The 22548-nt window shown below is 59.5% G+C and carries 20 protein-coding genes; 11 read left to right on the top strand and 9 right to left on the bottom strand.

From position 1 onward, the window contains the following. The first annotated feature begins 24 nt into the window (after positions 1–24). Genes pheA through G437_RS0100190 form a run of 4 tightly spaced genes read left to right on the top strand, consistent with a single transcriptional unit; the run spans position 25 to position 4568 of the window. Complete coding sequence (gene pheA, locus G437_RS0100205) at positions 25–978, top strand: prephenate dehydratase (protein WP_024330589.1); 954 nt, start codon at positions 25–27, stop codon at positions 976–978. Positions 979–1019: 41 nt separating this feature from the next. Beyond that, positions 1020–2513, top strand: coding sequence for a MurT ligase domain-containing protein (locus G437_RS0100200; protein WP_176745076.1), 1494 nt, complete (start codon positions 1020–1022; stop codon positions 2511–2513). After that, positions 2510–3358, top strand: a complete 849-nt coding sequence (locus G437_RS0100195) for a type 1 glutamine amidotransferase (protein WP_024330587.1) — start codon at positions 2510–2512, stop codon at positions 3356–3358. Before G437_RS0100200 ends, G437_RS0100195 begins: the two co-directional genes overlap by 4 nt. Before the next feature lie 13 nt (positions 3359–3371). After that, complete coding sequence (locus tag G437_RS0100190; protein WP_024330586.1) at positions 3372–4568, top strand: diacylglycerol/lipid kinase family protein; 1197 nt, start codon at positions 3372–3374, stop codon at positions 4566–4568. Between the two features lie 62 nt (positions 4569–4630). Here G437_RS0100190 and G437_RS0100185 read toward each other — a convergent pair whose 3' ends face one another. Together G437_RS0100185 and G437_RS0100180 are read right to left on the bottom strand one after the other, a co-directional pair. Next, complete coding sequence (locus G437_RS0100185; RefSeq protein ID WP_024330585.1) at positions 4631–5050, bottom strand: sterol carrier family protein; 420 nt, start codon at positions 5048–5050, stop codon at positions 4631–4633. Continuing rightward, positions 5031–6758 carry a phosphoenolpyruvate--protein phosphotransferase gene (locus G437_RS0100180; protein WP_024330584.1) on the bottom strand — a complete coding sequence of 576 codons (1728 nt, stop codon included), beginning with the start codon at positions 6756–6758 and terminating at the stop codon, positions 5031–5033. The genes G437_RS0100185 and G437_RS0100180 overlap by 20 nt, the downstream gene beginning before the upstream one ends. A gap of 250 nt (positions 6759–7008) precedes the next feature. Here G437_RS0100180 and G437_RS0100175 point away from each other — a divergent pair, with 250 nt between their 5' ends. Continuing rightward, positions 7009–7266 carry an HPr family phosphocarrier protein gene (locus G437_RS0100175; protein WP_024330583.1) on the top strand — a complete coding sequence of 86 codons (258 nt, stop codon included), beginning with the start codon at positions 7009–7011 and terminating at the stop codon, positions 7264–7266. Between the two features lie 135 nt (positions 7267–7401). Beyond that, positions 7402–9099, top strand: a complete 1698-nt coding sequence (locus G437_RS0100170) for an RNB domain-containing ribonuclease (RefSeq protein WP_070454552.1) — start codon at positions 7402–7404, stop codon at positions 9097–9099. A 463-nt stretch (positions 9100–9562) separates the two neighbouring features. Here G437_RS0100170 and G437_RS0100165 read toward each other — a convergent pair whose 3' ends face one another. Next, positions 9563–10009: a Dps family protein gene (locus G437_RS0100165; protein WP_024330581.1), complete on the bottom strand. Its 447-nt coding sequence runs from the start codon at positions 10007–10009 to the stop codon at positions 9563–9565. Between the two features lie 146 nt (positions 10010–10155). Between G437_RS0100165 and G437_RS0100160 the strand changes: the two genes are divergently transcribed. From G437_RS0100160 to G437_RS0100140, 5 genes are all read left to right on the top strand, one after another. After that, positions 10156–11556 carry an alpha-amylase family glycosyl hydrolase gene (locus tag G437_RS0100160; RefSeq protein WP_231782332.1) on the top strand — a complete coding sequence of 467 codons (1401 nt, stop codon included), beginning with the start codon at positions 10156–10158 and terminating at the stop codon, positions 11554–11556. Beyond that, on the top strand, positions 11553–13124 hold the full coding sequence (purF, locus tag G437_RS0100155; RefSeq protein ID WP_024330579.1) for an amidophosphoribosyltransferase: 1572 nt from the start codon (positions 11553–11555) through the stop codon (positions 13122–13124). Before G437_RS0100160 ends, purF begins: the two co-directional genes overlap by 4 nt. 17 nt (positions 13125–13141) lie before the next feature. Beyond that, entirely contained in the window at positions 13142–14248 is a 1107-nt protein-coding gene (gene purM / locus G437_RS0100150) for a phosphoribosylformylglycinamidine cyclo-ligase (protein WP_024330578.1), read from the top strand. Between the two features lie 453 nt (positions 14249–14701). Continuing rightward, entirely contained in the window at positions 14702–15187 is a 486-nt protein-coding gene (locus tag G437_RS0100145) for an acyltransferase family protein (protein ID WP_024330577.1), read from the top strand. Further along, a complete protein-coding gene (locus tag G437_RS0100140; RefSeq protein WP_141739521.1) occupies positions 15136–16704 on the top strand; it encodes an acyltransferase family protein in 1569 nt (522 codons plus the stop codon). Before G437_RS0100145 ends, G437_RS0100140 begins: the two co-directional genes overlap by 52 nt. 53 nt (positions 16705–16757) lie before the next feature. On the opposite strand, the gene G437_RS0100135 is transcribed toward G437_RS0100140, so the two are convergent. The 6 genes from G437_RS0100135 to G437_RS0100110 all read right to left on the bottom strand — a co-directional run bounded on the left by G437_RS0100135 (position 16758) and on the right by G437_RS0100110 (position 22268). Further along, a complete protein-coding gene (locus G437_RS0100135; protein WP_024330575.1) occupies positions 16758–17003 on the bottom strand; it encodes a DUF3073 domain-containing protein in 246 nt (81 codons plus the stop codon). A gap of 153 nt (positions 17004–17156) precedes the next feature. Further along, positions 17157–17441, bottom strand: coding sequence for a DUF3618 domain-containing protein (locus G437_RS0100130; RefSeq protein WP_024330574.1), 285 nt, complete (start codon positions 17439–17441; stop codon positions 17157–17159). Further along, positions 17438–17917, bottom strand: a complete 480-nt coding sequence (locus tag G437_RS0100125; RefSeq protein WP_024330573.1) for a phage holin family protein — start codon at positions 17915–17917, stop codon at positions 17438–17440. Before G437_RS0100125 ends, G437_RS0100130 begins: the two co-directional genes overlap by 4 nt. A 109-nt stretch (positions 17918–18026) precedes the next feature. Then, positions 18027–20582, bottom strand: coding sequence for an ABC transporter permease (locus G437_RS0100120; RefSeq protein ID WP_024330572.1), 2556 nt, complete (start codon positions 20580–20582; stop codon positions 18027–18029). Continuing rightward, positions 20582–21637, bottom strand: coding sequence for an ABC transporter ATP-binding protein (locus tag G437_RS0100115; protein WP_029769096.1), 1056 nt, complete (start codon positions 21635–21637; stop codon positions 20582–20584). The genes G437_RS0100120 and G437_RS0100115 overlap by 1 nt, the downstream gene beginning before the upstream one ends. A 148-nt stretch (positions 21638–21785) precedes the next feature. Further along, positions 21786–22268, bottom strand: coding sequence for a glutathione peroxidase (locus tag G437_RS0100110; protein WP_024330570.1), 483 nt, complete (start codon positions 22266–22268; stop codon positions 21786–21788). Positions 22269–22548: the final 280 nt, after the last annotated feature.

Below are 22548 nucleotides of genomic sequence, written 5' to 3'. Positions count from 1 at the left end.
GCACTTATACGAAAAGGAGTAACCATGGCTAACCTGGCTTCCACAGCTGCTGAAACTACCTGGGCATTCCTGGGGCCGTTTGGCACTTTTTGTGAGCAGGCACTCAGCCAGGTACTTCCTGAAGGGGCCACGGCGTTGCCCTGCACGGGCGAGAAGGCCGCTCTGGATGCGGTGCGCGAGGGGGTGGCCAAGCGCGCGGTAGTACCCATCGAAAATTCTGTCGAGGGTGGGGTAAACGCCACTATTGACGCCCTGGGGCACGGCTCTGCCCTGGTGATTGTGGGCGAAATCTACGTGCCAGTAGGTTTCACGTTGTGCGTGCGCCCGGGCACTGCGCCTACGCAAATCAAACGAGTCGGCACCCACCCCCACGCCTGGGCCCAATGCCGCAATTGGCTCACCACCCACTTTGAGGGCGTGCGCCACGTTCCCGCTACTTCCACTGCGGCCGGGGCGAAACTGCTTGCCGAGGGCGAAGCAGGCTACGACGCCGCCCTCTGCAGTGCCGTATCAGCCACCCGCTATGGGCTAAAAGTGGTAGAGGAAAACGTGGCCGACAACAAGGGAGGGCGCACCCGCTTTGTAGTAGTTTCGCTGCCGGAGGTGCCAGGCCAGCCCACGGGAGCGGACAAGACTACGTTGCAGATAGAGCTTCGCTCGAATGAGGCCGGCGCGCTGTTGTCTATGCTGGAGCAGATGAAGGCCAGGGGGGTGAACCTCTCTCGCATTGAATCGCGTCCGGTGGCGGCCAGGCCCGGCAGCTACTCGTTTTCTATTGACATTGAAGGGCACGTGCGCGAAGAGCGAGTGCAGGCCGTCCTAAACGGTTTGCACAGGCACTGTTCGCAGGTGCGTTTTATTGGCTCCTACCCGAGGGCGGACCACCAGGTGGTGCAGGTTCCGGAAGGATCGCGCGATCAAGACTTTGTGGCTGCGCGTGCCTGGGTCGAAGACGTGCTGTTGGGGCGTGGCGTATAGCGCTGTGCGAGTCGGCGGCGCTGCCACATACAATCGGAGCTATGAGTCAGTTTCCGAAACGCTACGTGAAAGTGGCGGTGGCAAAAGTTGGGGCGGCAGCCAGGGATTTGTCCGCCTCTTTAGGTAGTGTGCCAAAAACCGCTCGCCGCAGTGGTTTCCACCCTAGGGATTTGCTAGCTATAGCCGCCGGGCAAGGGGCTTCGTGGGCGTCGCGCACTTTGGGGCGCGGCAGCGGCGGCATGATAGGCGGCACTGTGGCGGCGCGCATGAGCCCACATCTTTTAGCAGACTTGGCTAGGCCGATGCGCACGGTGATCGTCACTGGCACCAACGGCAAATCCACCACCACCCGCATGCTTTCTGAAGCCTGCGCGGCTGCCGGTTTAGAGGTGGCCACCAATCGCGGCGGGGACAACATGTCCGAGGGCGTGCTGGCAGCTTTGATGGAAACGCCCACCGCTGACGTGGCAGTGTTGGAAGTTGACGAGATGCACGTGCGGGCAGTGGCCCGCCAGGTGCGCCCCGATGTGTTGGTGTTCTTGAATCTTTCGCGCGACCAGCTCGATCGTGTCGGAGAAATTGCCACCATAGAGCGGCGATTGCGCGCAACCGTCAAAGAACAGCCGCAGGCCTACGTGGTGGCAAACGTAGACGACCCACTGATGACTTCCGCAGCCTGGGACAGTGCCAAACCGGTGTGGGTGGCAGCCGGCAAAGGCTGGTCGGGCGATTCACTCACCGCTCCCCGCACCGGGGGCGCAATCCTCTACACCTCCAAACAGGCTGCCCATTCCGGAAACGATACTAAGGTCTACTGGCATTCGGTGCCCCTAGACGAACTAAAACTCGCGGGGGGAACTACCACAGCCGCCCCCAACGAGGCTGGCGAGGCCGTAGCCGGACTCGATGCGGCAAACCCCCAAGATTTTTACCGCCCCGAACCTACGTGGACCTGGCAGGGCAGCGATTACACCCCAGGGCAAACCATGCGCGTATCCAGCCCCACGGGCACCCTCGACGTGCAAATAAACCTGCCCGGGCGGGCTAACCGGGGCAACGCCACCCAGGCGCTCGCGGGGGCGGTCGCCCTCGGGGTGGATCCGCGCAAGGGGGCCTTGGGGATAGCTCGAGTAGAGGCTGTGGCGGGCCGTTACGCCCGCTTTGACGTGGGCGGAAAGTCGGTGCGGTTGCTGCTGGCAAAAAACCCGGCTGGGTGGCAGGAATCGCTGACGATGCTCGATCCAAAAGCCGCTCTGATCGTAGGAGTAAATGGCCAACGTGCCGACGGTACGGACCTGTCTTGGCTGTGGGACGTGGACTTTGACAAGCTGGCTCGGGCGCGCGTTTGGGCAACCGGCGAGCGAGGCGCCGACTTGCAGGTGCGGCTGCGCTATGCGGGCGTGGACGCCCGGTATGCAAGCACGCCTTTGCAGGGCCTGCAACAGGTGCCCGCTGGGCGTGTGGATATGCTGCTGAACTACACTTCGTTCCGCGATACGCGTGCAGAATTGCTCAGGAAGGGGCTGTTAAAATGACCGATGCGCTTCGAATCGGAGTGCTAATGCCCGAGGTGCTGGGCACCTACGGCGATTCCGGCAATGCGGTAATTTTGGCTCAAAGGGCGCGCTGGCGCGGTTATGAAGCGCAGATCGTTCACGTTGGGGTATCCGAGGCTATCCCTGCCGAGTTGGACATATACACTCTTGGAGGCGGCGAAGATATTGCCCAGACGATAGCTTCCAGGCACCTGGCTGGCGACACTGGGCTGAAGCGGGCAGTCGAGGCCGGCAAACCCGTTCTAGGGGTGTGCGCTGCCCTGCAGGTGTTGGGCAACTGGTATTCGGATGCTCAGGGCAACCGAACTCCGGGTGCTGGGCTGTTAGACGTGGTCACCATGCCGCAAGGAGCTCGGGCTATTGGCGAGCTCGCCACCACTCCCGCCTTGGACGGGCTCACCGAGGTGCTTTTGGGTTTTGAAAATCACGGGGGAGCCACCATGCTGGGCCAGCAGGTTCGCCCTCTGGGGTATGTGCAGGCGGGCATCGGCAACGGGCTTCCCGGGGTGGCGCCTAAGATTGACCAGGGCATTTCCCAGGAGGCGGGCGCCAAGGCAGGGGTGGTTCTCGATACCGAGGTTCCTGACGGCTATCGCGCTCGCATTGACGGGAAGGCTGTCGAGGGCGCAGTTTGCGGTTCTATAGTTGCCACCTACATGCACGGGCCGGTGTTGGCTCGCAACCCCCAGTTGGCTGACTATCTGTTAGCTGGCGTATTGGGCGATTTGGAACCACTTCAGGTCGAGGGCGTAGACCGGCTGCGTGCAGAACGCTTGCAGGCTTGCGAAATTCAGCAGAAGGCACGGAGAGCGACGGAAGGTTAGATATCATTCACTCATGGCTGTTTTAGCTCTTGTACTTGCTGTGGTGGCGTTGCTGCTTGCCGGCTTGGCCCTGTTTTTGGCGTCCGCCGCGCACACTAGGGCCACCCAGCTTGAAACCCGTCTGAGCGCCGCCTCCCGGGCCCGAGGCACGAGCGGACGGGCACTTTCTAAGAAGCCGTGGGTGATCGTGAATCCTGCCCGGGTCGAGAACATGGGCGAGTTCAAAGAGGTGATCGAGGGCTGCGCCTTCGATGCCGGCTGGGAGGCGCCCCACTTCGTGTATACCGAGGTCGAAACCTCTCCGGCGGTGCAAGCCCGCCAGGGGGTCGAAGCTGGGGCCGGGGTGGTGTTGGTTGCTGGCGGCGACGGCACGGTTAGGGCAGTGGCGGCCGGGTTGGCTCACACGGACGTGCCCATGGCGATTTTGCCGGCGGGTACGGGCAACTTGATGGCTCGCAATATGGAAGTGCCCTTAGATTCGCTGCGGGAGGCAGCCTCGATAGGGTTTACGGGCCGCACTCACTCGATAGATCTGGGCTGGCTGCGTACCGAACACCATCCCACTCCTGTTACCGGAGGGGTAAAGAACAAGCGCGTGCCTACCGCGGCGGCCGAGGTGCCGGATCCCGAGGGTCAGGTGCTTGCTCCTTTGGGCCAGCAAAAGTGGGCGCCCGGGCAAGATGAGTATGCTTTCTTGGTTATGGCTGGGGTGGGCTTCGACGCGGACGTCATGGCTACCACCAAGTCCGAGATGAAAGAGAAGATTGGCTGGTTCGCCTACGTCCTTTCGGGTTTGCGCCACGCTGCCAAGCCCACGATGAAGGTGGAATTAACCCTGGGAAAGCACGGGCGGGCGAAACAGGTTTCAGCCACAACGGTGTTGTTTGCCAACTGTGGGGTGCTCACCGCTAACGTGGTGTTGTTGCCCGATGCGCGCCCGGATGACGGGTGGCTGGATGTGGCGCGTTTGGATGCGCGCATGGGCCCGCTGGGCTGGCTTGAGCTGGGGTGGCGATTGCTGTTGCAGGGGCTGGGAATTCGCCCCAAGCTTCCCTCCCTGAATGCCGATTTGGACGCCCGCCGGGCACGCCAGGCCGAGTTGCGCGTGCAAGAGCCACGCTACGTCGAGGTCGACGGCGACGCCATTGGCATGGCCACCCACATTTGGGTGCGCACCGACCGCGGCGCGGTAAAGATTCGCGCCCTCTAAAATTTCTGCCTTTGCACCAAAGGGTGGTGCCTAGGGGGGTGGCTTGAGGGCGCCAAAGTGGGTTAGCTGAGCTTTGGCAACGAAAGTGGCAGACGCGGGCCCAGGTCCGTACGTATTCCTGAGGCGGTAACCGCCCCCTGGCGTACAGCCTGCTCGAAGCTTGTGATTCCGGTGGCCAGGGCTAGCCAGGTGGTCTCGTCGCATTCGACCACAGCCGGTGGGGTGCCGCGCCTGTGCACGGTGCCTGCTATGGCCTGTACGGCGGCAGCGGGGGGAACCCGAATCTCTACGGAGCGCCCCGGGTACACTTCCGCGAATTCTTCTAGCGACCAGCGCACCGCCGCCCTGCGCACCTTGCGGTCAAGGGTTTTGGTGGCTGCAACTAGTTCCGTGCTTTGGCCTGAGGCGCGGGCTGTGGCGGTAACCTTCCACCACTGCCGTAGCGCCCCTAGGCCCTCTTCGTCACTGATTCTGCGTTGCACCTAATGCCTCGTTAAAAATAGCTAGAGCCCTCTCGCGTGCGTCTACCGCGCTGAAAGCTCCGGTGTAGGGGCCGTACATGTCGCCGGGATCTTTCCCGATCACCGCGATGGCTGCCCTCTTGCAAGTGTCCAAGTTTAGTTGCGAAATGTAAGAACCGACAGTTTTTATTGCCGAGGGCGCCATAGACAATCCGTGTACGCCCATGCCGGTTAGCACTGAGGCCAGGACCGGATCGGCCGCGGCCTCCCCGCACACGCAGGCTTGCTTGGAATGGCGGGCGGCGGCCCGGGCAACGTGTGCGATTAGGGTCAAGATTGCCGGCTGCCACGCGTCCAGGTAGCTAGCTAAATACGGGTTCGTGCGGTCGGCGGCCATCAAATATTGGGTTAGGTCGTTGGTGCCGAGGGAGGTGAAATCCACGATTTCGTAGAGCGGGTCAGCTAAGAACGCCAGGGCGGGCACCTCGATCATGATGCCGGGGCTCATGCCGCGTTCGCGCACCAGCTCGGAAAACATTTGCGCCTCGTCCAGTGTGGAAACCATGGGAGCCATTACGCGCAGGGGCTCCTTGCGGTCTTGCGATACCGCCGCTAGGGCATCCAGCTGGTGTTCGAGGACGTCTTTGCGCCGTAAAATAGTGCGCAGTCCGCGCACGCCGAGGGCGGGGTTTTCCTCGGGCTGGGTGCCCGCCCACACCACCGGCTTGTCTGAGCCTGCGTCGAGCGTGCGGGCAATAAAACGTTTGTCCGGAAACACGTCGATGACCGATTTGTAGGCGCGGATCTGTGCATCCAGGGTGGGCTCGTTGTGCGTGCCCAAAAAGGTCAGCTCGGTGCGCAGTAACCCCACCCCGTCGGCGCCGACCTTGCGGGCCTGCAATGCTTGCATGCGATCTTGCACGTTGCCGTACAGGTAGATTCGGATCCCATCTTTAGTGCAAGCCGGCCCCTCCCACGTGTCTTCGGCCTGGTGGCGGGCTTCGTCGAGGGCGATTATCGACCTGGCGTGCCCGGCATCCGGGTTGATAGTGATATTGCCTTTGGCGCCATCCACCAGCGCCAACGAACCGTCTTCAACCTGGTCTATGCCCTTGGCCGAAATGATGCAGGGGATGCCGAGTTGGCGGGCGACTATAACAAAGTGCGAGGTGGGTCCGCCCCCGCGGCAAACCAGAGCCTTCACGTACTTCGGGTCTAGCGCGCCGGCATCGGCAGGAGCCAGATCGTCACAGAACAATATGGCCGGTTCGCTAAGCTGCGGGAGAGCGCCCTCGGGCATGCCGTGGATTTGTGCAACCACCCGGTCGCGCACGTCGATCAGGTCGGTCACCCGCTCGGCAAGCGCGTCGCCAGCCGCCACGAAACGGCGGGCAATGTCGGCAATAGTTTGGGTGGCCGCCGCGTCGGCGGGGGTGCCAGCCCTGATCAGTTTGTGGGTTGCCTCGCGCCAAGCCGGATCGGTGGCCATGGCCGCGGCCACCCGCAAAAGATCTGAGGAGGAACCGATAGACTTTTCGGCCCTCGAAAGTAGGCGGGAGGCTACAGTGTCTGCCGCGGCGGTGAAGCGCTCGACCTCGCGCTCACGCTTGGATTCAGGGACAGCAGCAGAATCTAACGAGACGGTTTTAGGGCGCACAACCCACCGGACGGGAGCGAAAGCAGCGCCCGTAACAACGGGGATGCCGCGCGCGTTAAGACGGCCATCCATGTGTCCTCCTAGGCCTCTGGATAACCCCATAATGCCGCGTAAATTCGCTCCCTAGGGGAAAAATAGCTGTGACGCGTCCCACCAATTGCACTAAACAGGGCAGAAATTCGTAAAAAATCCCGAAATAACGGCAAAAGTCCCAAAATATGCTATTTTGGCCGCGACATTGGACACAAAGATTTCCCCAACCGTGGTCAGTGTGTACCCTATTTACGGCGCCAGAAATTCTGGCTAGCAGTAAGGAGATAGCTTGTTCAGTAAGACCGTCAAAGTTGGTTCCTCTGTAGGACTACACGCTCGCCCGGCTGCCAAAGTAGCGCAGGCTGCTGCAGATTTTGCCGAGCCGGTAACTATTCGCTCTGAAAAGGGCGAACCAGTAGACGCCTCCTCTGTAATGTTGCTAATGACCTTGGCGGCAGGGCAAGGCGACACCCTGATCGTGGAATCCGAAAACGAGGACGCAGTGCGCGCCGTATCCTACGTGCTAGGCAAAGACCTAGACGTATAGCACTATCCCCAAACGCCCACCCAGAGCCTCCGGCTGTAGGGTGCTAGGCCGATTTTGCCGCCTAACTGTGGTTCAGGCGGCATTTTGCTAGCCTTTTCCCGCGCGCCCACGGGTATTACATGAGACCCTGATTACATGACGCGTAGGAGGCAAATCTACCCCGTAGCACCGGGTGTGTTAGTGCCGGTGCTCGAACTAATTCGGAAAAACAACCACGTGCCCACCGATTTTCCGGAACGGGCGAAAACAGAAGCTAAACAGGCGGCAGCCAACTGGCAAAAGTGGGCGGACAAGCTGAAACTAGCGGACCGCTCCGGCGGCCAGCCCTGGCTAGTAGAGGAGCTGGGCTTCGAGGTGGGCGGGGAAGGCTACCCACCCAACTATCCGCGTTTAGATGCCACCGCAATTCCGTTGGTAACGATCGATCCACCCGAATCAAAAGACCTGGACCAGGCTATTGCAATCGCCAAAGTAGCCGATTTGCCTGCCCAGGCTCTGTCAGGGCAGATCCGAGTCCCAGAACACGTGCTGCAGACCCGCCCAGGCCCCTCACCTAAGCCAGCCAAATACCTACTTGCGTACTCGATCGCGGCACTATCCTGCTTCGTAACGGCCGGCTCCGCTTTAGATCGCGAAGTACACGCGCGCGGAAACACACTCTATTTTCCCGACGGATCCGTGCCGCTACACCCGCGCGAACTGTCTGCGGGGGCGGCCTCTTTGCTGCCAGGGCAGGCCACGCCCTCGTTCTTGTGGCGCATCTGCCTAGACGAGGACGGGTATGTAGTCTCCTGGCGCGTAGACTTAGCCGTCGTAAGATCGCGCGCCCAACTCGACTACGAGCAAGTCCAAGCAGTAGTAGACGGAAAGGGTACACTCCCCGCCCAGGCCGACCAACAACTGCCCTCGCTGCTGCGCGAACTAGGCCAGCTGCGCATCGAACGCGAACAAGACCGCGGCGGAGTGTCACTGCCTCTCCCCGAACAAGAGGTCGAAAAAGAAAACGGCGGTTACAAGCTTCGTTTCAGGGCCTCCCTGCCCGTAGAAAATTGGAACGCACACATGTCACTGCTCACCGGCATGTGCGCAGCAGCTGGAATGCGACGTCTAGGAGTTGGAGTAGTGCGCACCCTGCCGCCCGCGTCAAACGAGGACGTCGCTCGCCTGCGCAGGGCTGCCCGCGCGTTGGGAGTCAAATGGCCGCTGCAAATGTCATACCCGCAGCTCGTCCCCACACTGGACGAATCAGACCCGGCCCATAGTGCCTTCATGGACAGAGCGGCCTCGCTGTTCCGCGGTTCAGGCTACCTGGTCTACGGCCCTGCTATCGAGGGGCGCGAAGAAATTGGGCAGATGCACCCGCCAGGCGACCGCAGGGTGGTTCACTCGGCCATCGCCGCCGAGTACGCCCACTCCACGGCACCGCTGCGGCGCCTAGTCGACAGGTTTTCCTTGGAGCTAGCCTGGGCCGACACTAAACGCGAAGACGCAGGCGGCGGCCAGGTAGGTGAGTTTGTTCCCGCGTGGGTGCTAGAGGCCCTGCCCGAGTTGCCCTCCGAAATGGGGCGGGCACGCCAGGCCGGAGCAAAAAACGAAAAAGAAGTCATTGCGGCAATGGAAGCACTCACGCTTTCGGGCCACGAAGGTGAAACCTACTCGGGCGTCATATTGGATGCCAAAGAACACAGCGGGCACATTATGCTTTCCGACCCAGCAATTATGGCTCCCGTCGAGGGCGAGGATCTGCCCGTGGGCGAGCGTGTAGAAGTCGACCTTACCAAGGCCGATCTAGAACAGCGCAAAGTGGTGTTTGCCCTGGCTAAGGCTGCTTGAAGGGAAAAGTAAACTTCGGCGCGAAGCGGCGACCCCACCTTTGCGCTTCGCGCAAATGTCGTATCCGTTGAGCTTAGTGAGTAGGGTGCGCTCCCGCCCTTGCGCTTCGCGCATATGGCCGCCTGCGCACTTGGGTAAGCAGGGTGCTCTCCTGCCATTGCGCTTCGCGCAAATGTCGTATCCGTTGAGCTTGGTGAATGGGGTGCGCTCCCGCCCTTGCGCTTCGCGCAAATGCCCGTCCGCGCCCAGAGCGCACCCCATTCACCAAGCTCTTGACCAATAATGCCCGTCCGCACCCGGAACACACCCTACCTACCCAAGCACGACAATAATGCCGGGTCGCGCCCGTGAGCGTACTACGTACGTGTACTAACTGCCACCCCGCGCTAAGCGGTGAACGCGCCCTCATGCAGCAAGAAGGCCCACCAATTGGTGGGCCTTCTTGAAAGGGATTATGCCAACCTTACTTGGTGGCTGAACGCAGGAACCAAGCCTGCTGCTCCAACCCGGAAACTACGGTGATCAGCAAGTCCCCAGTAATCGGATCGGCATCGTCAGCCTCCGACAGGTTTTCGCGAATCTTGTCGCAAACTGCCTGGACCTTCTGAGCCATTACTTCGTAAGTCTTGTCAACCGGCAGATCCCCGCTCTCGAGCTCATCGAGGCTGGAAGTCTTCGCAACGGTGGCCTCGCGGCCGTCGGGGTTGCCACCGATAGTGGCTAGACGCTCCGCAACTTCGTCAAGATCGTTACGTACTAGAGAGACGACCTCATCAAGTGCCAGGTGGAGGGCGCGGAAGTTGGGGCCCTTAATGTTCCAGTGGGCCTGCTTAGCCTGCAGTTCAAGAGCGATCAGATCGACCAGCGTCTGCTGCAGAGTGTCGCCAACAATTCCTTCAACCTTGACCATGTTGATTCCTTTCTGGCCCAAAGGGCCTAACTGCTTGCCCGCCACAGTGGGCAGCGCCAAAGACATAACTAAGCCTAGCACATAATCTGGAATCAATCCAGAAAAGGTCTACAAAGCGCATTATTCAGCGGATGAATAAAATGTGTATGGCTAGTGAATGGGTGGTGAAAAGTGGGCGCGTGCGGCAGAATGAACCCATGGGCGACTTCAGCGAGCACGCAATAATTTGGCACCTCTACCCGCTCGGGGCACTCGGTGCGCCCAAAGTAAATCCGGCCTTCTCCGGCGAGGGCGACACCACCCCCGGCCGCACCTTGGCCGACCTGGTACCGTGGCTCGACCACGCGCGCAAACTGGGCGCAAATGTTTTACAGCTAGGGCCTATATTCGAGGCGTACTCGCACGGCTACGACACCCTCAACTACTTCAAAATAGACCCGCGCCTGGGTGACATCGATGACTTTCACACCCTTATAGACGCCGCCCACCAGCGCGGATTTTCCGTTATAGGCGACGGCGTGTTCAACCACGTCTCGCCCGCCTGCCCGCAGATGCAGGACTTGGCCAAGCGGGGCCAACAATCCGCCTACGCCAACGCGTTCCGCATAGATTGGCGCGGCTGGCAGCCCGGCCACCTACCCAACTACAAAACGTTCGAAGGGCACGCCGGCCTAGCGGCGTTGAACCATTCAGACCCCACGGTCCTCGCCCTCGTCAAAAACGTAATGGACTACTGGTTAGGCAAAGGGCTGGACGGGTGGCGCCTGGACGCGGCCTACGCGATCGACCCGGCCCTGTGGGCGCAAGTGCTGCCGCCGCTACGCAAAAAATATCCGCACCTGTGGGTAAGCGGTGAGGTCATCCACGGCAACTACACGCAGCTCCTAGAGGCGGCAGGCTGGGATAGCCTAACCCAATACGAACTGTGGAAATCCATCTGGTCTTCCCTAGAACAGAAAAACTTTTACGAACTGCAGTGGAACCTGCGTCGGCACCTGGAATTTTGTGAACATTTTTGGCCCCAAACCTTCCTGGGTAACCACGACGTAACGCGCATTGCCTCCCGGCTCAGCCCCGCCCAAGTGGGCCAGGCCGCAGCCATCTTGTTCACGCTTCCCGGCATCCCCTCCATCTACTACGGCGACGAATGTGGGGCGCGCGGTGTAAAAGAGGAACGCCTAGGCGGCGACGATGCGATACGGCCCCCTCTGCCTGCCTTCCAAGGCCCCCAAAACCGGGGCGAAAAACAATTTTGGCACTACTATGCTTCCCTAATAGCTCTGCGCCGCCGCCACTCGTGGCTGGCCCACGCTAACGTAGAAATAACTCACCTCGAAAACGAAGTAATCGCCTACAGGGCCTTCGCGCGCGAGGGGGACGGGCAGCTGCTAGTTGTGTTGAACAACTCCGAAAAACCGCTTCCTACCAGCCACAGCGCCTTGGCGGGCGCCGGGGAGCAGCTATTAGCTGACGCGTTTCACAATGGGGAACTGGCTGCGGGGGCATTTGGCATCTTTGCGCTGAACCATGAAACAATGGGGCCGTGATACGCGGCGACGGCCAACTGAGCCACACTTTGGATCTAAACGACGACCCTGCACCGCAAGATCAGTGCGGTGTTTTTGGCGTTTGGGCCCCCGATGAAGACGTTTCCCGACTAACCTACTTTGGCATCTACGCTCTCCAACACCGCGGCCAACAGTCCGCCGGCATCGCCACCTCGAATGGCGAGAAGATCCTGGTTTACAAAGACTTGGGGCTAGTCAGCCAAGTGTTCAACGATCAGGCACTGGAAGGGCTAAAGGGGCACGCGGCAATTGGCCATGCCCGCTACGCCACCACGGGGGCCGACGTATGGGAAAACGCCCAGCCCACACTTGGCCCATCCGGCACGGGCACGTTGGCGCTCGCCCACAACGGGAATCTAACTAACACCAAACAGCTGCGGCAGGTAGTCACCCAAAAATTGGGTTCGCGCGGCGAGGTCGCCCGGGGTGCTTCCACCGACACCGCCCTGATTAACGCCCTGCTAGGCTCAGGCGAAAAACTTGCCGAAATTGGTTGGGATCTGCCCGAGGGCGGCATCGAGGCAGCCCGCAATAAAGGCCCGGCAGACGCCCTCGACAACGAACCGCCAGCCCCCCTAATCGAAGCGTCACTACGCGTGTTACCCCACCTAAAAGGCGCCTTCTCGCTGGTGTACATGGACGAACAGCACCTGTACGCGGCCCGCGACCCCCACGGGGTACGCCCCTTCGTGCTGGGCCGCCTACCCCAAGGGTGGGCACTCGCTTCTGAAACCGCCGCCCTCGACATTGTGGGCGCTACGGTGGTACGCGAAATTGAGCCCGGCGAACTACTTTCCATCGACCACTCGGGGATACGCTCATACAGGTTCGCCCCCGCAACCCCCAACGTGTGCGCGTTCGAATACGTCTACCTGGCCCGCCCAGACACGCGCATCGGCGGCAGATCAATAATCCAGTCCCGCCGCGAAATGGGTGCCGCCCTGGCCAGGGAACACCCAGTGGAAGCGGACCTAGTCATGGCCACCCCGGACTCCGGAACCCCCGCCGCCATAGGCTACGCCGAAGAAAGCGGGATCCCCTTCCAACAGGGCCTAGTCAAGAACGCCTACGTGGGCCGCACATTCATTCAGCCCACCCAAATAATGCGCCAGCGCGGCATCAGACTGAAACTAAATCCGATCCGCGAAATTATCCAGGGCAAACGGCTGATTGTAGTAGACGATTCCATTGTGCGCGGCAATACGCAACGCCAAGTCGTAGCCATGCTCCGCGAGGCAGGAGCAGCCGAAGTACACGTGCGCATTTCCTCCCCTCCCGTACTGTGGCCCTGCTTCTTCGGCATCGACTTTGCTACGCGCGCCGAACTAATCGCCGCCTCCATGGACACGGACGAAATCTGCCAATCCATCCACGCCGACTCGCTAGGCTACCTGAGCATCGACGGGATGGTGGCCGCCTCCGGGCAAAACCCATCCACCCTGTGCATGGCCTGCTTCAATGGGGACTACCCAATTTCCATTCCCGCAGGCACCCCCGTACCTGGCGGCAAAGGTGCGGTAACCAGCCAAACTGTTAGTGCCGACTAGCTCACGAAAGGGCACACATGTCTAACGAAATAACCTACGCCTCCGCTGGCGTCGACACCGCTGCCGGGGACCAGGCCGTAGAACTCATGAAAGAGGCCGTCTCGCGCACCTTCACCCCGCAGGTGGTGGGAGGCATCGGCGGTTTCGCGGGGATGGTAGACGCCTCCGCGCTTGCCGGCATGAAAAAGCCATACCTGACCACCTCCACGGACGGGGTTGGCACCAAAATTGCCATCGCGCAGGCGCTAGACATCCACCACACCATCGGCCAAGACCTAGTGGGCATGGTAGTCGACGACATTGCGGTAGTGGGGGCCCGCCCTCTGCTAATGACCGACTACATTGCCTGCGGGCACGTCGAACCACAGCGCATCGCCAACATTGTGCGCGGAGTAGCAGAAGCCTGTGCAGCCGTAGACACCCCCCTGTTAGGTGGGGAAACCGCAGAGCACCCCGGCCTGATGGGTGCTAACGACTACGACATAGCCGGGGCAGCCACCGGCGTAGTCGAGGCCGACCAAATGCTCGGGGCAGACCGTGTGCGCGAGGGTGACGTGCTAGTGGGCCTAGCCGCCTCCGGACTGCACTCCAACGGATATTCACTGGTTCGGCGCGTTTTGGAGGTATCCAAGGCCGATCTGAATGCTCAGGTAGCGGAATTTGGGCGCACGCTAGGCGAAGAACTCCTAGAACCAACCCGGCTGTATTCGCGCATGTGCCTACAAATCAAAGACAAAGTTGGCGTTGAAGGACTACACGCCCTCTCACACGTAACCGGCGGCGGCCTGGCAGCAAACCTGGCCCGCGTTCTGCCCGTAGAACTAGGCGCTGTCATCGACCGTGGCTCCTGGCAGGTGCCCGCCGTCTTCGACTGGGTGCGCACCCAAGGCAACGTTTCGTGGGACGACCTGGAAATGACCTTGAACCTGGGCATAGGCATGGTAGCCGTCTGCGCCGAAAACAGCGTCGACGCCGTACGCGAGAGCGCCAAACAGGCCGGGTGCGAATCGGCAATCCTAGGGCAAGTCGAGGCAGATCCCACCGCCACTGGGCGCGTCGTCTCGGAAGCCAAAGGCGTAAAGGGTGGCAAGGTAGTGCTGACCGGCAACTACACCCTCGCCTAAAAGCCCCCGTTCAACGGGCCGCAACCTAACCCGCGCTTTACGCAACGGCTTGTTCCGCGCACGCTTAGGTGAGTAGGGTGCGCTCCCGCCCTTGCGCTTCGCGCAAATGCCCTTCCGCGCACGCTTGGGTGAGTAGGGTGCGCTCCTGCCCTTGCGCTTCGCGCAAATGCCCGTCCGCGCCCAGAGCGCACCCTACTCACCCAAGCGCACCATGCAAATGCCCTTCCGCATCCAGAGCGCACCCCATTCACCAAGCTCTTGACCAACAATGCCCGTCCGCGCCCAGAGCGCACCCTACTCACCCCAGCGCACCCTACTAACCCAAGCGTGACAGCGATGCCCGCCCTCACCTTATTTTTGATACCTGGCCCAGCATTTAGCCGTTTTTGCAGGTGGGAGCTGTAGGTTTACGATACCTCTTAGAAAAATGGGCAAAGCTGAAAGATAAAAGCCATGCACGCAAGCGATCCACTCAGGCAAAAGCGTCCCTTCCGCACAGAGATTCAGGGGCTTCGGGCTATTTGCGCACTGCTGATAATTGTTTTTCATGCCTGGCAGGTTGGCTCGCCCATTGGCGTCGACGTGTTCATAATGATTTCGGCCTACCTGCTGACTGAATCATATGTGCGCGGGTGCGCAAGCGGGAAGATTCCGTCGGTGCTGAAACGGTGGGTGCGCACCTTCCGGCGCCTACTTCCGCCGCTGGTGGTAACCATACTTTTTGCGGTGGTCTTGACGTTGAAATACCTGCCCAAGACCAGGTGGGGCGAAATCATCAACCAGTCGTGGGCGAGCTTGTTCTACTACCAGAACTGGTATTTACAAACTGAACTCGTCGACTACTTTGCAGCAGACCATTCCCTGTCCTCGCCGCTAATGCACATGTGGTGCATCGCAGTCAGGTGTTCTTACTCTTCCCGGTGGTACTCGCCCTCGTAGCAGCAGTGTCGCGACGGCTTGGCTGGCAGGTGGAAAAAGTAGGCATAGCCGTATTTGCGCTTATAGCAGTCGCCTCCTTCGCCTGGCTCAGCCTCAAATACTTCCAAGGCAGCAGCCAAAACTTCTACTTCGACACCCGCATCCGCATGTGGGAGTTCGCCATCGGAGCCATCGCCGCCCTCGTGCGCCCCAAAAAAGTTCTTCCCCACTGGCTCCGAGACCTGCTGGGGTGGGGAGCACTAGTTGTAGTCGTGACGTTCGGACTGGTGAAAGTGGGCGTGTACCCGGGGCCGATTTGTTTGCTGCCCATCGCGGCAACCGCGGTACTTTTGCTACTGGTACGCACTGACGTGTATTCAGGGAAATTTTTGGCGCTCAAACCACTGGTGTTTCTTGGCAACAATTCCTACGCGCTATACCTGGTGCACTGGCCGCTGTTTGCCGTGTACTTAGGCGTGCGTAAGCAGGCTAATTTCTCCATTGTCGAGGGCGTAATCCTGCTAATTTTGTCTCTGGGGTTGGCCCTGCTGCTCACCGCGGCCGTAGACGATCCGGTGCGCAAGTGGCGGTGGGCGAACAACCGGTGGTGGGCCCAAGCCATCTTGGTGCTCACCTGTTTTGCCGTGGGAGCGGGCGGCATTCATGTGGCAGGAGCCCGAGCCGATTCGCAGCTAGTGCGCGTTGGCACAGCCGGCACGAACAAATTCCCCGGTGCCGCTGTACTGGCCATGAACCAGGAGCCAGCCTATGCTGCAAAGCCAATCCCAGGGCCAGCGGATTTGCCGAAACAGTGGGCAGGATTTCCCAACCCGTGCGTGGGCGCCTTTGCCGGGGCGCCAGATTTCGGGCAGGTGGCCAAGCACGCCAACTCGTGCAGGCAGATGCGCGAGGGCGGGGGCTCCGGCCCCAACGTGTTAGTTTTTGGTGATTCACACGCGGAACAGTACCTGCCCGCAATCGAATATGCTGCGAAAAAGCGAAAGTGGAACCTGGCCGCACTCCTAATGGGCGGGTGCAAGCTTTCCCTCACCTACCAGGGCAATGACGACACGTGTAAAAAGTGGGTGGAAGCTGGCGTGCGGTGGACGGTGAACAAGGTGCGCCCTGATGCGGTGATCGTAGTGTCTACCCTGGCGAGCCCGAAGCACCCCGACGAAGTAGTGCCAGGGCACTCTGAGGTAGTGCGCGCCTTCTTAGACCATGGCATCAAAGTTATTGGGATGCGCGACAACCCGATCTTTGCGACAAACAAGTACGAGTGTGCGGTAACAGCCACCGATCCAAACGAGCAATGTGCAGAACCGTACCGACGCGTGTACGCCACCGACCTGCCCGGCCTCACAGAATCGAAAAACTACCACTTCGTGGACCTGAGCGAACAGATCTGCCCAAACGGGAAGTGCCCCCCGATAGTGGGCAACATCTACGTCTACCAAGACCACGAACACCTGTCGAAAGACTATTCGGGAACGCTAGGCCCCTACTTCGAACAGGCCACAAAAGATATTCGCCTGTAAGGGTTAAACATTTTGGCGGCCTGGTTAGTGCCCAGGCCGCCAAAAAATACTAGTCAGCGGTGTGCTGATGCCCAGTCTTCCCAGTCATCAGCATCGTCGTCAGCATACATGTCCGCGTATTTATCTGCGTACTTTGCATACGGATCGTCGTCGTACGACGCCTGGTCGTCCGAGTCAACCGTCTCGCCTCGTTGAGCCGCAAGTTCGCGCTGCAATGCCGCGTAATCGGTATCGGCGCTGAAGTACTTGAGCTTGCGTGCAACCTTACGCTGTTTCGCCTTCTGACGGCCGCGCCCCATGGGGTCGACCCCCTCTATTCTTCTCGTCGGGAAGGCACAAAGGTGCGTCCCGGATGTTCAACTTAAATGTTTCGTGTCTATAGGGTACAACTTCGTTGCGCCCTTTCGCTAACCATAAGCTTTTGGCGAACCCATGTCGCCGTAAAGAAATAGTTAGTTTCGCTTAGCGAAGTAGGCAATGCCAAGGGCAGTAATTAGCGCCCCAGCTGCGCCAGCAACCGTGCCAATGGCCTTCTTGTCGCCAGCTTGAACCTGAGCGAAAAGTGATTGAGCTTTCACTTTCGTCTCTTCAGCTTTAACCTTGGCCGTGTCTTTAAATTCTTGGACCTTCACCTTGGGATCGAGCTGGGCTGCCAGCTGATCCACGGTGTCCTGCATTTCCCTGCGCGCGCGCCGGAGTTCCTCTTCAATTTGTTCGGGAGTGCGGTTTTCGCTCACTTGCCCAATCCCTTCTGTGCGCCAGTCTTAGCTGCTTCGATAGATTCTTTGAAACCTTTTTGTGGTTCGGGCTTATCTTTTGTGCCCTTCTTCAGCATAGAGGAACCGATCAACGCCAAGATCAAAATGATCAACAGCAGTACGCCGGCAACGATCAAGCAAGAGGCCCACATGGGCAATGCCACGGCAATGCCATAAACGGCCGCCCACAGCAGCAGCCCCAACATGTACAGGGCCAACACCCCTGCCACAGCCAGCAACGCACCACCGGTGCCACACTTCTTGGCCATCTGGCCGGCCTTGGCTTTAGCCAGATCAATCTCGCCTTGAACTAGGGTGTGTACCTGGTCAGATAACTTCGAAAACAATTCCCCCAGGGAAGATCCGCTCTGAGTGCGGACAGGTGTTGGGCTCGATATGGGGGCGGCGGCGGTGCTGCCTGCATGCGCCTTTGGATCTACGGAAGGACTAGTCACATTGGCCTCCTGGGCTTACGGTACGTACTGGCCTTATTTTGCCACTATTTCGAAAACTTCTCGCCTTTTGCGTTAAATTTCCCTCGAGCCAAACGGCCTCCGCGGGGTCTCACTCGTCAGAAATCGCCTCCAAAATGGGTTTGCGCGAAGCATTGAAGGCCGGGATGATTGCCGCAATAATCCCAACAGCGACAGAGCCAATCGCCAAAACAATAATCACATTCCACGGGATAGAAACAGTGTTTATTCCCGAGGACCCCAGGTACTTAAGCAGCGCCCATCCTAAATAGCAGCCTGTCAAAATGCCAGCCAGGGCGCCAAAAATTGTGATCAACACCGATTCGACAGTGATGGTTCCGGCAATTCCCAAACGGGACATGCCCACCGCCCTCATCAAACCGATCTCGCGTGTCCGCTCGGATACGGAAAGCGACAGCGTATTTACAATGCCCAAAATAGCAATGATTATCGACAGCCCCAACAGGCCATAAAGGATGCCCATAACCTGGTTGATCCCAGTTTGTACAGAACTATCCAACTCAGAGGGCGTAAGCACTTCGAACGTGTAGGTGTCCTTCAAAATGTTTTGCACCCGTTTTTGCACTTTTTCCACCTGCTGGTGGTCGGTGGGATTCGCCAAACGCAAGAATGCCCCACCGGAAACTGTCTGGGAAAGGCCCACGCGGTCGGCCTCGTCCGGCAAAACTAAAGCCGTAGCCTGAATTACAGCAGACTTATACCGGGCAACGACGGTGAAGGGGACGGGCGTGCCCGAACTGCCAATTACGTTGACCTTGGAACCCACCTTCAAATCCTCGCTGGCACCTTCGGAAACAGCGATCTTTTGCGATCCCAAATCGGCGATCTTGCCGGCTTCTACCTGCAGTTTCAAATCCTTCGCCATTTGGTCGGGGGAAAAGCGGCCCACCAAAATGGGTTTTGCCTGGCGCGGGCTAGCCGAAGCGCCGTAGGCGGCGGCAACGCCTACCTGCAACGAATCGTTGATAGAAGTGACGCCGTCAACTGCCAAGATTTTATCCTTTAGCGGCTTCGACAGCGGCGTTGGCTTAGTGCCCTGAATAGTGTTGATCACCAGGGGAGCTTTCAGCTCGTTCTTCATCTGGTCCGCAGTGGATTCGCGCACCGAAGCAGCCAGGGTGGAGCCTGCAGAAACGAGCGCCATCCCGATAAGGAGGGCGCCGGCGGTGGAACCGATGCGGCGTGGGGAACGCAGCACGTTGCGCAGCCCGATTCGCCCCTGCGGCCTAAAGATTCGCAGTGGCCAGGCAAGCAGCCACGCGATTGGTTTAGCTAGGGTGGGAAGCAGCGCAATAAGGCCAAATAGGAGGGCGGCCGCCCCGATTCCCAGCAGCAACCCCGGAGAGGAAAAACGGACGGTTTTGGTGGCTACCGCAAACGTGAGGAATAAGCCGGCTGCGACGAGTACGCCACCAATAATGTTGCGCACGGTGAGCGGCTTTTCGTTCGCCCCCTGGGCGGTGCGCATGGCTTCGACGGGTGCGGTGGAGGCCGCTTCGCGCGCCGGCAGGAGCGCCCCTAACACGGTCACTAAAATGCCCACTATCAGCGCGATCCCCGCCACGGACAAAGGCATCGCGTGCTTGATCTCTAAAGGCAATCCGAGGTGGGTGACGAGGGCGGCCATTAGCGATAGCAGCCCCGTCCCAACGGCCACCCCTACCACAGAGCCGATAAGACCTATCACAAAGGATTCGAGGGCAACAGAGGTGAAGATTTGCCCCGACGAGACCCCAACGGCGCGCATCAAAGCGAACTCCTTGGTGCGGGCCTTCACCGACATCTGGAACGTGTTAGCAATAATGAAAGTGCCAATGAACAGGGCTAACAGTACAAACACCAGTAAGAAAGTGTTCACAAACCCCAGGACCTGGTCGATGGTCTTATTGTCCTCGTCAGCTAGCTGGCTGGCAGTTAGAGCCTGGTTCCCGCCCTCTAAAACCTTGTCAATATTCTTTGCCACCTGCGAGGCCGAAGCGCCCTTGTCCGTTGCAACCGAAAGGTACATGGCCTTGCCGGAGGCACCGATTAATTCTTGGGCCTGCTCTGGGTTCAAGTAGATGATCTGGTAGGCCTTCACCTCTTGAGGCAGCTTGTAAAAGCCGCTCACGGTGAAGTCCATGGGGGTGCCTTCCGCAACCAGCTTCACCTTGTCGCCCGGATGTAGCCCAAACTTCTTGCCATCTTGAACCGGCAGGGCTAACTGGTTTTGCTGGGGCGGCTTGCCCTGGGTTAGCTTGGGGCCGCCCTCGCCGGGTTCGACCACCTGCGATATGGCCGTTGCCGCAGAGCGCAAAGGCGTGCCGTCGGATTTCATGAGCACGGAAGTGGCCACGTAGTAGGGCAGCACCTTCGACACCCCGTCGACCTGGCTGACCTTATTCTGCAAATCGATAGACACCTGGTCGCGCATAGTAAGGGGCGAGGACGAATTGGAAATCTTCGGGCCCACCACGTACACGTCGGCGGTACGAGCCGAAGCGGTAAGAGACTTGAAATTGTCGTCCAGTACCTGCCGCAGTGACAGGGTGCCCGAGAGGAAGGCAATGCCTAGGGCCACCGCGATCATAGTCAGCAGGAAACGCCCCAGGTGAGCGCGAATTCCGCGAAGAGTAACTTTCAGCATCACTTGTTCTTCCGCTGCGCACGTGGGGGGAAGGCCAATGGAATTTCGCCCGTGGGCGGGGTTGGGTGCGGCGGAGCGTCTACTTCCCTAGTGGCAACGTGGGAGCCGCCGCGCGTAACCGGCTCGTCAGTTCCCTGGGCGCCCTCGCCCCCGTGGTTTTGCTCTGGCTGCGCTTTGGTGCTGGGAGGCTGGGAGTCTGTGCCAGGCAGCTCGGTGTCGGTGGCAGGCAGCTCGGTGTCGGTGGTGGGCGGCTGGGCCGCGGCCTCGGCAGAATTGAGTTCGCGCAAGGCATCTAAAACCGAATCCGGATTCGGATCCTCTAGCTGGGCGACCACCTTGCCATCTACCAAAAACAGGACGCGGTCGGCGTAGGCGGCTGCATCGGGTTCGTGGGTAACCATAACCACGGTCTGGCCGAACGAATCGACGGCTCCGCGCAGGCGGTCTAACACCTGCCGAGTCGAGGTCGAATCCAAGTTCCCGGTAGGTTCGTCGGCAAAAACAACGGCAGGATCGCCAACCAGGGCGCGAGCGCAAGCAACCCTTTGTTGCTGCCCGCCAGAAAGCTCGGCGGGACGGTGGGAGAGGCGCTCGCGCAGGCCCATCTGGTCGACCACCGTGTTGAAACGCTCCGGGTCGAGTTTGCGGTGGGCGACATCGGCCGGCAGCGTAATATTTTCGGCGGCGCTCAGCGTGGGAATTAGGTTGAAAGACTGGAAAATGAAGCCAATGCGGTCGCGCCGAAGCTTGGTGAGCCTAGCTTGGGTCAAGCGAGTTACCTCAATATCGTCGAGCATTATTTTGCCGCCTGAAGCACGGTCGAGGCCGGCGAGGCAGTGCATCAACGTGGACTTACCTGAACCGGATGGGCCCATTATGGCGGTAAAGCGCCCCCGCTCAATCTGCACATCGACATGGTCTAGGGCCACCACCTGGTTGGAACCTCGCCCATAAACCTTAGTTAGGTCGCTGGCTTTTATCACCGCGTCCTGGACCGGTTGAATTGGCTGCAAAATAGAGGTGGAAGTAGAAGGTTCGACGGTGGTTTTTCCCATAAGAAAAACTTATCAAGAATGGGCGATGGGCGCCTTGCCGAAGCGCCGGCAGCGCAGCCCCTACCTCTGAGCGCCCGTCCCTTGGCTTCGTCCCCTGGCCTCGCCCGCTGAAGGCCCCTAAAGTCCGTGGGGCCAAAACCGGGGGAAATTATGCCTGGCTTTGCAGCGCCTGCTCGATTGCGCCCTCGAAAGAAGCGGGCTTAGTGGTGGGAGCGTACCGGTGAATTACCCGCCCGTCGCGCCCAACTAAGAATTTGGTGAAATTCCACTTTATTGCGGCAAATATTCCACCCGTTTCAGACTTCAAATATTCGAATAGTGGCTCGGTGTTGCGCCCATTTACCTCTATTTTTGCTAGCACGGGGAAGGTGACGCCGTAGTTGAGTTTGCAAAAGCTCTGAATTTCGTCGTTAGATCCGGGATCCTGATTTGCGAACTGGTTGCAGGGAAAACCGAGAATGACCAGGCCCTTGTCGGCATATTTTTCGTGCAGGCGCTGCAGCTCTTCCAGCTGCGGGGTGAAACCACACTTAGAAGCAGTATTTACAATCAGCAAGACTTTTCCCTGGTGCTGAGAAAGGTCGTAGTCACTTCCGTTGGCGGCTTTTACGGTGAAATCAAAAACTGACATCTTCCAATCTCCGATCCGGGGCACTCTTATACGCCCCTCACCCTAGCCCCCAAAGATTAGAACGCAGTCAATATGCCCCTTACCTGCTAAAACGTCTAGAAATACCCATTTCTTTTGGAAAGGTGTGAGGGCGGCAAAATGCCTGGGGGCCGCTTCTAGAGGTTTACTTTTGGGGGCATATGGGTGAGCCTCGCCCCGGGCAATGGCTCTATTTGCCCAGGGCAAAGCTCAACACGGCTTGCACAGTTGGCTCTGCGCTGTCTTTGCACACGAGCACCCA

The organism is Winkia neuii subsp. neuii DSM 8576, from assembly GCF_000420405.1.
GTDB classification, from domain to species: Bacteria; Actinomycetota; Actinomycetes; order Actinomycetales; family Actinomycetaceae; genus Winkia; species Winkia neuii.
This window is presented reverse-complemented; position numbering and strand designations above follow the sequence as displayed.